The organism is Pseudonocardia sp. CA-107938 (assembly GCF_050936315.1).
GTDB lineage: Bacteria > Actinomycetota > Actinomycetes > Mycobacteriales > Pseudonocardiaceae > Pseudonocardia.
On the sequence record NZ_JBNJNA010000001.1, the window covers coordinates 6,051,669 to 6,064,737 of the forward strand.

The 13,069-nt window shown below is 70.8% G+C and carries 14 protein-coding genes; 3 read left to right on the plus strand and 11 right to left on the minus strand.

The window, feature by feature from the left end; genetic code table 11:
* Positions 1–17 precede the first annotated feature (17 nt).
* Positions 18–1,082: an extradiol ring-cleavage dioxygenase gene (locus tag ACQEVB_RS29945; protein ID WP_432978452.1), complete on the minus strand. Its 1,065-nt coding sequence runs from the start codon at positions 1,080–1,082 to the stop codon at positions 18–20.
* 51 nt (positions 1,083–1,133) lie between these two features.
* The gene (locus ACQEVB_RS29950) at positions 1,134–2,342 is read right to left on the minus strand and encodes an NAD(P)/FAD-dependent oxidoreductase (protein ID WP_432978454.1); all 1,209 of its coding nucleotides are present in this window, start codon (positions 2,340–2,342) and stop codon (positions 1,134–1,136) included.
* A gap of 602 nt (positions 2,343–2,944) precedes the next feature.
* On the opposite strand from ACQEVB_RS29950, the gene ACQEVB_RS29955 reads away from it, so the two are divergent.
* Positions 2,945–3,901, plus strand: a complete 957-nt coding sequence (locus ACQEVB_RS29955; protein WP_432978457.1) for an acetaldehyde dehydrogenase (acetylating) — start codon at positions 2,945–2,947, stop codon at positions 3,899–3,901.
* Positions 3,898–4,923 (plus strand): 4-hydroxy-2-oxovalerate aldolase, encoded by a 1,026-nt coding sequence (gene dmpG, locus ACQEVB_RS29960; protein WP_432978460.1) that lies wholly within the window; start codon positions 3,898–3,900, stop codon positions 4,921–4,923. Before ACQEVB_RS29955 ends, dmpG begins: the two co-directional genes overlap by 4 nt.
* 382 nt (positions 4,924–5,305) lie before the next feature.
* On the opposite strand, the gene ACQEVB_RS29965 is transcribed toward dmpG, so the two are convergent.
* On the minus strand, positions 5,306–6,868 hold the full coding sequence (locus ACQEVB_RS29965; RefSeq protein WP_432978463.1) for an AMP-binding protein: 1,563 nt from the start codon (positions 6,866–6,868) through the stop codon (positions 5,306–5,308).
* 240 nt (positions 6,869–7,108) lie between these two features.
* On the opposite strand from ACQEVB_RS29965, the gene ACQEVB_RS29970 reads away from it, so the two are divergent.
* Positions 7,109–7,957, plus strand: a complete 849-nt coding sequence (locus ACQEVB_RS29970; protein WP_432978466.1) for an alpha/beta fold hydrolase — start codon at positions 7,109–7,111, stop codon at positions 7,955–7,957.
* A gap of 159 nt (positions 7,958–8,116) precedes the next feature.
* On the opposite strand, the gene ACQEVB_RS29975 is transcribed toward ACQEVB_RS29970, so the two are convergent.
* From ACQEVB_RS29975 to ACQEVB_RS30010, 8 genes are all read right to left on the minus strand, one after another.
* Positions 8,117–8,761, minus strand: coding sequence for an enoyl-CoA hydratase/isomerase family protein (locus ACQEVB_RS29975; protein WP_432978469.1), 645 nt, complete (start codon positions 8,759–8,761; stop codon positions 8,117–8,119).
* 47 nt (positions 8,762–8,808) lie between these two features.
* Entirely contained in the window at positions 8,809–9,999 is a 1,191-nt protein-coding gene (locus ACQEVB_RS29980) for a CaiB/BaiF CoA transferase family protein (protein WP_432978472.1), read from the minus strand.
* A gap of 293 nt (positions 10,000–10,292) precedes the next feature.
* On the minus strand, positions 10,293–10,460 hold the full coding sequence (locus ACQEVB_RS29985; protein WP_432978474.1) for a hypothetical protein: 168 nt from the start codon (positions 10,458–10,460) through the stop codon (positions 10,293–10,295).
* Positions 10,461–10,571: 111 nt separating this feature from the next.
* The gene (locus tag ACQEVB_RS29990; RefSeq protein WP_432978477.1) at positions 10,572–11,909 is read right to left on the minus strand and encodes an MFS transporter; all 1,338 of its coding nucleotides are present in this window, start codon (positions 11,907–11,909) and stop codon (positions 10,572–10,574) included.
* 125 nt (positions 11,910–12,034) lie between these two features.
* Positions 12,035–12,202 (minus strand): hypothetical protein, encoded by a 168-nt coding sequence (locus ACQEVB_RS29995; RefSeq protein WP_432978480.1) that lies wholly within the window; start codon positions 12,200–12,202, stop codon positions 12,035–12,037.
* A gap of 146 nt (positions 12,203–12,348) precedes the next feature.
* Positions 12,349–12,630: an enoyl-CoA hydratase/isomerase family protein gene (locus ACQEVB_RS30000; RefSeq protein ID WP_432978483.1), complete on the minus strand. Its 282-nt coding sequence runs from the start codon at positions 12,628–12,630 to the stop codon at positions 12,349–12,351.
* Positions 12,627–12,866: an enoyl-CoA hydratase-related protein gene (locus ACQEVB_RS30005; protein WP_432978486.1), complete on the minus strand. Its 240-nt coding sequence runs from the start codon at positions 12,864–12,866 to the stop codon at positions 12,627–12,629. Before ACQEVB_RS30005 ends, ACQEVB_RS30000 begins: the two co-directional genes overlap by 4 nt.
* A complete protein-coding gene (locus tag ACQEVB_RS30010) occupies positions 12,863–13,048 on the minus strand; it encodes a hypothetical protein (RefSeq protein ID WP_432978489.1) in 186 nt (61 codons plus the stop codon). The genes ACQEVB_RS30005 and ACQEVB_RS30010 overlap by 4 nt, the downstream gene beginning before the upstream one ends.
* Positions 13,049–13,069: the final 21 nt, after the last annotated feature.

Consider the following 13,069-nt stretch of genomic DNA (forward strand, 5'->3'; position numbering starts at 1 on the left):
AACGCGGTGCCCGCACGCTACTTGAAGACGGCGAACGCCTTGTTGGAGTTGAAGATCTCCGTCTCGACGAAGTCGCTCCAGTCCAGCCTCAGCCCGAGCTCGGACATGGCACCCAGCAGGCAGAACCAGTTCAGCATCTCGTGCTGCCCGTCCCGGATGATCTCCGAGCCCGTCGCCGAGGTCCACACGTCGTAGTCGCCTGCGACGAGGGCGTCGTAGAAGCGGCGGTCCGACTCCGTGTCCGGGCGCAGGTGCCAGTCCTTGTCGTTGAGGAACGCGTGCGACCAGCTCGACGAGGCTACGAGCGCGACCCGCTCCTGGCGACCACGCACGGCCTTCGCCACGGCCCGGCCGAACTCGAAGCAGCGCTGCGGCGTCGGCCCCGGCGGGTCGAGCACCTCGCCCGCGTTGATCTCGGCGAACCTGGCCATCCCTCCGCGGCGGGCGATGACGTGCTCGCCGTAGCAGTTCACCGCGAGCGGAACGATGGGGTACGGGAATTTCCTACCCGCGTTCTCGTAGTCCAGGAAGACCTGCGTGTTGGCGAAGGCGTGCGGGAAGTACTCCCCCTTGCGCTGCTCGTACGAGTAGGCGGTGTCCACGCCGTTCGCGAGCACGCCGGTGGCGATGTCCTTCGCGAACTGCTGGTTGCCGAGCATCGTGAAGGTCTCGTCGTCGGGCAGTCCCCAGTGGTTGGTCGCGCCGACCTTCTTGAGGACCCCGAACGGCTCGACCACGGTGTCGTTGTAGGCCAGGACGCAGAAGGACGGGATGACCTCCTCGCGGAAGTTCTCGTACTGGTCGTCGCCCCACACCAGCAGGACGTCCGGGCGGAAGGCGTCGAGCTCCTCCCGGCAGTGCTTCAGCCCTGCGAGCAGCCGCGCCCGGTGCCCCGCCGCCGCCGTGGTGCCGGTGTCGTCACCCCATTCGCGCTGCGCGAGCTCCGACCAGTTCCGCGGGTCCTTCTTCTCCGCGGGGATGTCGGGGTCCTTGAGGGTCGACCGGAGCAGACCGGCCATGCCCGCATCGGTGCCGGACAGCATCGGGTAGTGGGTCAGGCCGAGGCCGATGACCTCTGTCATGGTGTTCCTCCTTGTCTGGTGGGCGCGGCCCCGACGGGCGACCGCGACCGCTCATCCTGCGGCCGTGCTGGTACGGACGCCGGCCATGCCCGCCAGGTCGAGCTCGGCGAGCGGGAGGCGCGCCAGCACCGCCTTGCGCAGCTTCATGAGGGCGCGCGGGTCGTCGACAACGACGGCGCCGACGAGGACCCCGCCCGGGTCGGTGTAGACGGCGAGCGGAGCCGGACCCGGCTTGACCAGCACCGGAGTGCCCGCAGCCGGCCGGCCGACGATCTGGATGCGGCGCCCGTACTGGTCGGACCAGACGTAGGGGAGCGTCGGGCGGGGCATCGGACCGCCGGTGAGGTCAGCGGCGACGACGGCGGCGTGCTCGTTGGCGTTGGTCCAATGCTCGATCCGCATGCCGGTCCCGTAGAACGGGTGTGGCCACCGGGCGACGTCCCCGACGGCGTGCACGTGGTCGACACCCACCGCCCGGAGCCGTTCGTCGCAGAGGACACCGTTCTCGGTCGACAGTCCGGAGCCGGCCAGCCACGCCGTGCCGGGCACAGCCCCGATGCCCACCACCACCACGTCGGCGGCCAGCAGCCGGCCGTCGGCCAGCCGGACCCCCCGCACGCGCTCGTCGGCCTCGACGCCTGCGACGGCCACCCCCGTCAGCAGGGCGACGCCGTTCGCGGTGTGCAGCGCGGCGATCTCCCGCCCGACCTCGGCGCCGAGCACGGACGCCAGGGGCTGTTCCTGCTGCTCGACGATCGTCACGTCGACACCGTGGGCACTGGCGGCCGACGCGAACTCGGCTCCGATGAAGCCGGCGCCGATCACGACGGCCCGCCGACCACCTTCGAGCTCGCCTCGCAGGGCGATCGCGTCCTGCGCGGTGCGGATGGTGTAGACGCCCCCGATCCCCTCGGTCCCGGGCAGCGTCCTGGCCGCGGCGCCGGTGGCGATGATCAGCTCGTCGTAGTCCGTCTGCCCGCCGTCGGCCGTGCGCACCGTCCTGTTCCACGGGTCCAGGCCCGTGGCCCGCACGTTCAGCCGGACGTCGAGCCCCAGGTGAGCGACGTCCTCCTCCGAGAGCAGCGGGACGGCCGCCCCGTCACCGCCAGGGAGCAGCATCTCCTTCGACAGCGGCGGCTTGTCGTAGGGATGGTGCGGCTCCTCACCGAGGACCGTGATCTCGGCGGTGCTCCCCGCCGAGCGAAGCGCCTGTGCCGCGCGAACCCCCGCCACGGAGGCCCCGACGATCAGGACTGCCATGTCCGCCCCGTTCTGTGCCGTCGGCACTTCGTTCCCGGCAGTGCCTCGACTCCCCGTGGCGCCGTGCCGCCGGGATGCCTGCTGCCTCTCCACCGAGTCTCTGCCGACCGCGGGCGGCCCGGTATCGCCCGTCCCGACCCCCGGAACGGCCTCGTCGAGATCACGAGACGGCTTGCGCGCGGGCGTTCCTGCCACGTCGGGTCGGGAGGAGACGGGCGCGGGTCCCGGTGGGCTTGTGGAGCACCGCCAGGTGCAGCGCGACCGCCTGGGAGCGCTCGAAGAGCCAGGCGAGCGGCCTGCACGCGCCAGCTCCCCGTACTCCGACCACCGGGCCACCTCTCTCAGGCGGAAGAACAGGGGCCGACGCGGCCGCCGCACCTTGTTGTGGCCTGTACGACGCTGGGCGGTCACGACCGCCGCCGGAACAAGGTGCTCCAGTGAGCGAGACCGTGCTCGACGCCCGCCCGAACATGGGGCGATGGCTCGCCGGTTCCGGCCCCCAGAACCGCTGCTCGCGGTGCCCGGCACGGGCGGTGACACTCGGCCGCACGGCGAGAGGAGCCGCCGCGGTGCCTGCCGCACTCGCTCGTCATGGAGGAGATATGACCGCGACCAAGGTGGCCGTCATCGGCTCCGGAAACATCGGCTCCGACCTGATGTTCAAGGTCATCCGACTGTCGACCGTCCTCGAGATGGGCGCGATGGTCGGGATCGACCCGGAGTCGGACGGGCTGGCCCGCGCACGCAGGCTGGGCATCCCGGCGACGAGCGACGGAGTGCAGGGTCTGATCGACCTGCCGGGTTTCGACGAGATCGCGGTCGTCCTCGACGCCACGTCCGCCCGCGCCCACGTCGCCAACGCCGAGGCCCTGGCGCCGTACGACAAGATCCTCGTGGACCTGACGCCCGCCGCGATCGGTCCGTTCGTCGTGCCCGCCGTCAACCTCGAACAGCACCGCCACGCGCGCAACGTGAACATGGTGACCTGCGGGGGCCAGGCGACCATCCCCATCGTCGCGGCGGTCTCCCGTGTCGCGCCGGTGAGCTACGCGGAGATCGTCGCCTCCATCTCGTCGAAGTCCGCCGGACCCGGCACCCGGGCCAACATCGACGAGTTCACCGAGACGACGTCGAAGGCCATCGAGGTGGTCGGGGGCGCGGCCCGGGGCAAGGCCATCATCGTGCTCAACCCGGCCGAGCCGCCGATGATCATGCGGGACACCGTGCTCTGCCTGGTCGGGGACGCCGACGAGGACGACATCACGCGCTCCATCGCCGAAATGGTCGAGCACGTCGCCCGCTACGTGCCCGGATACCGGCTCAAGCAGGAGGTCCAGGTGGTGCCGGTGGCCGCCGACGAGGACCTGCACACCCTCGTCGGCGACGCGCCCCCGCCCCGGTGGAAGGTCTCGGTCTTCCTCGAGGTCGAGGGCGCCGCCCACTACCTGCCCGCCTACGCCGGGAACCTGGACATCATGACCTCCGCCGCGCTGCGGACCGCAGAGGAGCTCGTCGTGCACGCACACCAGCCGAAGCCCCGGGCGGAGGTCGCGCCGTGACCGTCCCCGTCACACCCGACCTCTACATCCAGGACGTGACCCTGCGGGACGGCATGCACGCCGTCCGGCACCGGCTGAGCCCTGATCGCGTGCGCGCCATCGCGAGGGCGGTCGACGAGGCGGGCGTCGCGGCCATCGAAGTGGCCCACGGTGACGGGCTCGCAGGCGCGAGCCTCACCTACGGGCCCGGCAGCAACACCGACTGGGAGTGGATCGCGGCCGCCGCCGAGGTGGTGGAGAACGCGGTGCTCACCACCCTCCTGCTCCCCGGGATCGGCACGGTGGAGGAGCTGCGCAAGGCCTACGACCTCGGGGTCCGCTCGGTGCGCATCGCCACCCACGCCACCGAGGCGGACATCGCCATCCAGCACATCGAGACGGCTCGTGAGCTGGGGATGGACGTCTCCGGCTTCCTCATGCTGTCGCACATGGCCCCGCCCACCCAGCTGGCCGCACAGGCCCGGATCATGGAGTCGGCGGGCGCCCACTGCGTGTACGTGACCGACTCGGGCGGGCGGCTGACGATGAACGACGTGCGCGATCGCGTACGCGCCTACCGGGACGTGCTCTCCCCCGAGACCCAGATCGGCATCCACGCCCACGAGAACCTCTCCCTGTCGGTGGCCAACTCCGTGGTGGCGGTCGAGGAGGGGGTCACCCGGGTGGACGCCTCCCTGGCAGGCCAGGGCGCAGGGGCGGGGAACTGCCCGATCGAGGCGTTCGTCGCCGTCGCGGACCTGCTCGGGTGGAAGCACGGCTGCGACCTCTTTGCCCTGCAGGATGCCGCTGACGACATCGTGCGACCGCTGCAGGACCGGCCGGTGCGGGTCGACCGCGAGACGCTCACGCTCGGCTACGCCGGTGTGTACTCCAGCTTCCTGCGGCACGCCGAGCGGGCCGCCGCCGACTACGGTCTCGATGCCCGCGACATCCTCGTGGAGGTCGGTCGGCGCGGTCTCGTCGGCGGCCAGGAGGACATGATCGTGGACATCGCGCTCGACCTCGGCGGGCGCCGCGGCTGACCGCCGCTCCCCTCCCCCGACGACGCCCCGGGGCCCGCGAGGGCGGGTCCGCAGGAGCGCGACCTCGACTCGAAGCCGGATCCGAAGATGGACCGGCCGACGGCCCGCACGGCGGAGCTGTACCGCGCCCCGACGACCGCCCCACCAACTGCAGCCGCTCGACTGCCGCAGCGGGCTCGACGGCACCGTCCGCGCCGCGGACACCCCTCGAGGACTGGCGACGCTGCTGGAGATCGCGCCGGAGGCGCCGACCTCGACGGTCGAGGCGTACGAACGGCACGTTGCGCCGGCGCCGGCAGGGCTGACCGCCGGGGCGGACCACGCGTGCGAGAGCCCCGTCGACGGATCGTCGACGGGGCTCTCGTGGCGCGCGCAGCGTCGGTCAGCCTGCGCCTTCGGGTTCCCGCAGCTTCCGGCGGAGGATCTTCCCCGAGGCATTGCGCGGGAGCACGTCGACGAAGTCGACGGTCGTCGGGCACTTGAAGTGCGCCAGCCGCTCCCGGCAGAAGGCGACGAGCTCGTCGGCCTCCACGGCCGCGCCGGGACGGCGCACGACCACGGCGCGGACCGTCTCCCCCCAGCGACGGGACGGCGCGCCCACGACACCCACCTCCGCGACGGCGGGATGCTCGACGAGGACGTTCTCGACCTCGGTGGGGTAGACGTTCTCGCCCCCGCTGATGATCACGTCTCGGATGCGGTCGGAGAGGTAGAGGTAGCCGTCGCGCAGGTAGCCGCCGTCGCCGGTGCGGACGAACCCGTCAGTGGTGATCACTTGAGCGGTCTGCTCCGGTTCACGCCAGTAGCCCGTCATGGACGTGCGGTTGCGCACCCACACCTCACCCGGTGTCCCGTCGGGGCGGTCGAGGCCGGTGACCGGATCCACGACCCGCAGCTCCGTGCCGGGCAGCGCTCTCCCCACCGAGTTGCGCCGCTGCGGGTGCTCCTCGTCCACGTGGTCCGCATGGTCCAGTCCGGTCCCGGACATGACCTCCGTGGACCCGTAGACCTGGAAGAGCCTGCACGGCAGCCGAGCCAGGCACTCCTGCTGGAGCTGGGGGGACATGGGAGCCCCGGCGTACCCGAGCCGTTCCAGGCTCGACAGGTCCGCCGTCTCGAGCACCGGGGAGTCGACCAGCATCTGCAGGACCGTGGGGACCACGACCGTCGTCGTCACCCCGAACTGCTGCACCTGTCGGACGAACCCCTCCGGCGACAGGTCCGAGGACACCACGACGTGGGCGCCGAGGCACAGGGAGAGAAAGCCCATCCCGCCGCCCGCGGCGTGGAAGACCGGCAACGACACGAGCACGACCGAGTCCGGCCCGGTGGCGGAGATCTCGGCGACCACCGTCGCGGCCCGGATCGCCGAGTGCGAGAACACCGCCGCCTTCGGCAGACCGGTCGTCCCCGACGTGTACATCTGGAGGACGGGCTCGGACGGCGTCAAGCGCTGCGGAGGGTCGACCGCGGGGTGACGGGACAGCCACTGCGTGAAGCCGGTCACCGGATCGCCGAGGCCGATGACGGTGCGCGCCGCCAAGCTCTCGAGCGGTGCGACCAGGGCCGGCTCGGCGAACAGGACCGCCGGCTCGGAGCGGCTCAGCAGAGCGGACATCTCCGTGGGCGACAGTCTCCAGTTGATCGCGGCGAGGACCGCCCCGACCAGAGAGGCACCATAGGCGATCTCGTAGAACTCCGCCCGGTTGCGTGCGAGGTAGACCACCCGGTCGCCAGGACGGACGCCCTCGGCGAGGAGGCCCTGCGCCACCCGCAGGACCCGCTCGTGGAGCTGTGCCCAGGTCCGGGTGACCCCGTCGGACGTCAGAGCAGACCCGTCGGGCCTGACCTCGGCCCAGTACCGCAGCGGCCCGGTCAAGGTCGGATCCGAATCGGCCGGGGCCCGGTCCGGCAGGATCATCTGGTTCCGGTCGGCATCGTTCATCACCATTGACGTCCTCTCGCCCGGCAGCGAGCCTCCCCGCAGCCCGGGCGCTCAGCCACACGACGTTCCGCTTCGCGGAACCCACCCTCCGCCCGCAGGTCGATCCCCAGCGGGCTCGCGGCGACTTTCCGGCGATCGGAACAGCCGGTTGCCGATCGCCCCGACCCGGCCGGACGGTACCTCTCGCCTCCCTCCCCCACTCCGGGAGGGAGGCGTGAGATCGAGAAGGAGAAGCTCGTCATGACCGTGTTCGGCCCGATCACCCCGGAGTCTGCGAGTCGCTTCGCCGACCTGACGCCCTACCGCATCCACTACTACGAGGCCGGCGAAGGACATCCCATCGTCCTCCTGCACGGCAGCGGGCCCGGAGCGACCGGATGGAGCAACTTCAAGGACAACCTCGGCCACCTCGCCGAGACGAACCGGGTGCTGGCGGTCGACATGCCCGGGTGGGGCCGCAGCGACACCCAGAACGACGCGGACGGACGCGACCACGCGGCCAACCTGGTGGCGCTGCTCGATCATCTCGGGATCGAGAAGGCCGCGCTGGTGGGGAACTCGATGGGTGGCATGACCTCCATCATGACCGCGATCCGCTTCCCCGAGCGCGTCTCGCACCTCATCACCATGGGCGCCCCTTGCCCCGGGGTGGACGTCTCGGCGCCCGACGGCCCCAGCGAGGGGCTCAAGTTCCTGAACGCCGCCTACCAGGACCCGACACCGGAGACCATGAAGAAGCTGGTCCAGGTGATGTGCTTCGACGACGCCATCGCCACGGACGAGCTGGCCAAGCTCCGCTCGGAGGCAGCGCTCGCGAGGCCTGACCACCTGCAGGACTGGGGAAAGACCTTCCCGGCGATGAACGCCCGCTTCCAGGGCTTCATCGGTCGCATCCCCGAGATCGGGGCGCCGACGCTGGCGGTGCACGGCCGTGACGACCGCGTCGTCCCGTTCGAGGCCAGCATCCGACTCATCAAGCAGGCGGCCGACGCCCGCCTGCTCCTGCTGGCCCGATGCGGACACTGGGCGATGATCGAGCACCCCCAGGAGTTCAACCGGGCGGTTCGCGACTTCGTCGCGAACAACTGAGCGGCCCGACTCACCAGGGGTCCGGTGGTGGGTCGGCTCAGTGCCCGTGGCGCAGGACGGGCCCATCGCTCACGCACATCGTCGTGTGCTCACGCACGTGGTCGAACCTGTGCGTTGGCACATCGGCGTGTGCGTGAGCTGCAGCAGTCCATGACCCGATCATTCCGGGCCGAAGACCGGTGCCCTTCGCTCCTGCAGGGCGGTCACGGCCTCGACGACGTCCGCAGCCCTCGTCTCGAGATCCCGGTCCGCCGTGACCCAGTTGGCCATGCCGAAACACTCCGCGTCGACCGCAGCCACTCGCTCGCCCAGCAGCGAGACCTGCATCGCGCGGGCGAGCCCGATCCGGCGGGGCAGCAACCAGCACTCGCCGTGGTCACTGGTGTGCCCGAGACCTACCTGGGGCACGGTGACGAGCGCCGTCTCCGAGAGCACGACCACGTCCGCGGCCGACAACAGCGCCGCGCCCAGCCCGATGGCGTGGCCACGGGCGGAGGCGACGACGATCTGGGGGAGGCTGAGCAGCCCGGCCATCAGTGGACGCACCGTGGTGCTCAGCCCGTGCGCGAACGACCTCGCCCGCTCCGCGGGACCCAAACAGAGGACGGCGGCGATGTCGCCGACATCGGATCCCGAACAGAAGTCGGGGCCCACAGCCGACAGCGCGACGACGTCCACCGTGTCGTCCTCGCGGAGGGCTGCGAGCATCCCCACGAGTGAGTCGATCATCGGAGTGGTCAGCGCGTTCCTCGACCCGGGTCGCTCGAGGACGAGGCGTCCGACCCGCCCCCCTCGCGGTGCCACCGCACCACACCGGCGCCGTCCCGTGTCGGTGCGACCATCGGCGCGAGCTACTTGTTCCGGGCCGGCCAGGCTCCCGGCCGGTCCGCGAGTTCCGTGAGCAGGTCGTCGGTGTGCTGCCCCATGTCGGGCGCGCCGACGAGAGCTCGGGCGGGGCTGGGGTGGAAGTCGACGGGCGTAGCCACCTGCCGGGTCCGGCCGTAGGCCTCCTCGACATCGACGAACGCACCGGCCGCCGCAGCCTGCGGATCGGCGACGATGTCGGCGACGGTGTTCACCGGGGCCCACAACAGGTCCGGCTCGGTGGACAGCAGCTCGACCCACTGGGCCAAGCTGCGCTCGGCGAAGATGGCGTCGAGCTCGGCGATCAGATCCCGGCAGTGCTCGGTGCGGGCCGCCGCGGTCACGTAACGCGGGTCGCCCAGCCAGTCCGTGCGATCCACGAGCTTGGCCAGGATCGGCCAGGCACGGTCCGGTGCCGGGTTGATCAGCCACACCCTGCGGCCGTCGGCGGTCTCGTAGTTGTTCCACAGCGGGTTGAACAGCGACTTGCGCTCCGGGAACTCCGGGTCCTCGTCGCGCATCAGCTTCATGTTGAGGTCCGCCGCGGCGTGGTAGGCGGCGACGCGCAGGAGAGAGGTGGAGACCACCTGTCCCTCACCGGTCCGCTCCCGTTCGAAGAGCGCTGCGCTGATCATCGCCGCGGCGGTCAACGCGGTCTGGTGGTCGCCCATCGCGCTGCGTTGGATCGGTGGGGCCTGGCCGGGTGCGGTCAGGAGATCCGCGATCCCGCCCCGCGCCCAGAACGCGCCCAGGTCGAAGCCGCCCGCTCCGGCATCCGGACCGGTCATCCCGTAGGCCGTGATGACCGCGTAGACCAGCCGCGGGTTCCGGGCCCGGACGGACTGCGGATCCAGACCGAGTCGGGTGAGCCCCGCCACGCGGACGTTGGTCACGAAGACGTCCGCCGTGTCGAGCAGGGCGAACATCACCGCTCGCCCCTCCTCGGAGCGGAGGTCGAGAACGGCGCTTCGCTTCCCCCGGTTGTCCGGTTGGAAGTGCGGGTTGACCATCGCACCGGGCGGGAGCACCGTCGCGCTGGCGGCGCGCAGCGGGTCACCGCCCGGCGACTCGATCTTGACCACGTCCGCACCCCAGTCGGCGAGCATCGAGCTCGCTGCCGGAGCGGCCACCCAGACCCCGAGCTCCACGACCTTCACGCCCTGCAACGGTCCGCTCAAGGCTCTCCCTCACATCGTCGCTCTTCGTCGGGGCAGGGACGGTCGCACGCGGTGCGCCTCACCTCGTCGACCACGGCGTGCAGAGGCTGCTCCTGCGACACGCCCGTGGCGACGAACCGCGAGATCAGTTCAGGGGTCGGGCTGGTCACCGGCATGGCCGGTACCTCTCCCCGTCACTCGCGCCTCGGGAACCGACGGGCGGCCCCACCACGACGCAGACGCGGCAAGCCCGCCGCCGCCTCGACCTCCAGCTCGAGCCCGCGCGCGGCCGACGACGGCCTGCTCATCCGGCTTCATGAACGCAAGGGCAGGTTGGCTGCGCGCGGCCATCTTCCGTCCCCCGCCCAGACACCGGCGTCGTGGACCGGACGGCCCACAGCGTCCATCACGGCGGCGTGACGGGTGTTCAGGTGGACCTCGACGACACCGATGACGTCGCCGGGCGAGAGGATGTCCTGCACGTGCGTCCTTCCTGTTCGTCGTCGTCCCCGGCACATGCTGGTCGAGGAGGGACGAGACCTGCGTCGATCAGGACGATCAGACCGGTGAGCCGCCCACCGGCGACGGTGATATCAGGCCGTCGCGAGCAGGTCGGCGTCCCTGGTCTCACGAAGGAAGATCAGACAGACGAGGCTGAGAACGACACCGGCCGCCATCATCAGACCCATGCCGAACACGCCTTGTCCGTCGGCGCCGATCACGGCGGCGGACAGAGGACCGAGAGCACCACCGATCAGTGCCGCTCCCTGGTAGGCCACCGCCGCGCCGGTGAACCGCACGTTCGTCGGGAACAGTTCCGCGAAGATGGGGCCGACCGTGCCGAAGATCGCAGCGCTGAGGACGGACCCCTGCAGGACGTAGTACGCGCCGATCAGCCAGACGTTCCCGGTCTGGATGGCAGGAAAGAGCAGGAAGGACGTCACCAACATCACCGCGACCGCTGGGACGTAGACCCTTCTCCTTCCGAAGCGGTCCGACAGTCGGCCGTAGAGCGGGTACAACGCCAGGCTCACGATGGAGACCACGATCAGGATGTTCAGCATCGCCGCTCGCGACACACCCGCGAAGGTGACCGCGAACGTGACCGCGAAGGTCGAGAAGATCGAGTAGATGGCGTACGGGCCGAGGAGAATGCCCACCGCGAGCAGCGTGCGCTTCCAGTGCGACCGGAACAGCTCGGCCACCGGAACGATGGCGACAGCTCCCTCGGCCTGCGCGACCTTCTCCGCAGGGGACGGTTCCAGCTTGGTTCGCATCCACAGCCCCAGCGCCAACAGCACCAGGCTGACCAGGAAGGGGATCCGCCATCCCCAGGACAGGAGCTGTTCGGCGGACAGGATTGCGCTCAGCAGCGCAAAAGCACCGGTGCCCAGCAGGAATCCGGCGGCGGTGCCCATGGCGGTGGCGGTGCCGAACAGCCCCCGCCGCTCCGGGTCGGCCGCCTCCACCGACAGCAGGACCGAGCCCGCCCACTCACCACCGACCGCGAGCTCCTGGACCACTCGCAGCACCACCAACAGCACGGGCGCCCACACCCCGACCTGCGCCGGTGTGGGCAGCAGCCCGATCAGCGTGGTGGCGAAGCCCATGATCAGGAGCGTGGCGATCAGCGAGTTCTTGCGACTGAACCGGTCACCCCAGTGCCCGAACAGGATGCCACCGATCGGCCGGGCGAAGTACCCCACCGCCAAGGTGCCGAACGAGGCGATGATCCCGACCGACGGCGGCATGCCCTTGAAGAACACCGACGCGAACACCAGCGTCGCCGCCGTCGCGTAGATGATGAAGTCGTAGAACTCGATCGTGCTGCCCAGGAAGGCCGACAGGAACGCCCGACGTCGCTGGATCGGCGACGCCACCAACGAGTGCGGGGGATTCACCTCGACGGTCTCGCTCTCGGGAACGGACATGGAGTACCTCTCAGATCGACGGTGACGTGAGGGTGGGGATCCGGGATCCCCTGTCCCGGATGCCGACGATCGTCCGCGGCCGGTTCAGAGCTGAATCGGCCGAGGACGAAGGGAAGTGCCGTTCTTCAGAGCGCCGGCTCGAACGCCGAGCGTTGGAACACGATGTGCCGCACGTCTGCCGGAACCTCACGGGCCTCGGCGTTGCGGCCCACGGGTCCGCGCAGCTGCGACCCCGTCCCACATGCTGGGCAGGCGGGCTCGGTCTGCTCCTCGGGCCGGTCCGGGTTCGGCATCGCTCCTCCTCGGCGCAGTGTGGTGGACCTGCGGTGTGCGCGGGATCACGGTGAGGCTTCGCGCCGCCTGGCGACAACACATCGTTCCGTCCCTCGGGACCGGCCGGCGGATCGTGATCCAGCGGCCGCTCCGTGGACGGGCCGGGTCAGCCCTCCCTGTTCTCGAACGCCGCCAGGCCGGCTCTGACGCCGGCCGACCCCATGATCTCGTCGGCCACTGCGTCGTCGGCCTTCCACAGCTCGGCCTCGTAGAGGTCCCATGCACGGGTGGCCAGCCGGAGGTTCGCCCGGATCACGTCCGGCTCGAACACCGCGATGGCAGTGGCGCGTTCCATCGCCGCCTCCCGGACGTCACCCTCGACCAGCGTGGACACCAGCCCGAGCTGGTGGGCCCGCTCGGCCGAGAGCGGTCGGCCGGTCAACATCATGTCGAGGGCGTCGCCTTGCCGAGGACACGCGGGAGCCGGATCGCGCCGCCCGCGAGGGCCACCAGGTTCCACTTGATCTCCGCCACGGCGAAGGACGACCTGGTCGTCGCCGCGACCAGGTCGCAGGCCAGCACGATCTCGCAGCCGCCCGAGGAGGCCAGACCGTCCACCGCGACCACGAGCGGCTTCGTCCGCGGGTGGTGGATGAGCCCGGCGAACCCACCGTCCGCCGTCACCCCCGGTGAACGGTGGAGAGCACGCAGGTGCTGCCCGGCGCAGAAGACCGGGCGAGGCTCGCGGACGGCCGCCGCGGGAACCCCACCCTCAGGTCCGGGTCGGCCTCCAGCCGGTCGACCGCCGCGCCCAGCTGCGCAGCCCTCTCCCCGTTGACGGCGTTGCGCACCTCGGGTCGGTTCAACGTGATGACCGCGATCCGTCC

Coding starts and splice junctions, on each gene's coding strand:
- ACQEVB_RS29945 (WP_432978452.1), bottom strand. CDS start 1,082: ATGACAGAGGTCATCGGCCTCGGCCTGACCCACTACCCGATGCTGTCC.
- ACQEVB_RS29950 (WP_432978454.1), bottom strand. CDS start 2,342: ATGGCAGTCCTGATCGTCGGGGCCTCCGTGGCGGGGGTTCGCGCGGCA.
- ACQEVB_RS29955 (WP_432978457.1), top strand. CDS start 2,945: ATGACCGCGACCAAGGTGGCCGTCATCGGCTCCGGAAACATCGGCTCC.
- ACQEVB_RS29965 (WP_432978463.1), bottom strand. CDS start 6,868: ATGAACGATGCCGACCGGAACCAGATGATCCTGCCGGACCGGGCCCCG.
- ACQEVB_RS29970 (WP_432978466.1), top strand. CDS start 7,109: ATGACCGTGTTCGGCCCGATCACCCCGGAGTCTGCGAGTCGCTTCGCC.
- ACQEVB_RS29990 (WP_432978477.1), bottom strand. CDS start 11,909: ATGTCCGTTCCCGAGAGCGAGACCGTCGAGGTGAATCCCCCGCACTCG.
- ACQEVB_RS29995 (WP_432978480.1), bottom strand. CDS start 12,202: ATGCCGAACCCGGACCGGCCCGAGGAGCAGACCGAGCCCGCCTGCCCA.
- ACQEVB_RS30000 (WP_432978483.1), bottom strand. CDS start 12,630: ATGATGTTGACCGGCCGACCGCTCTCGGCCGAGCGGGCCCACCAGCTC.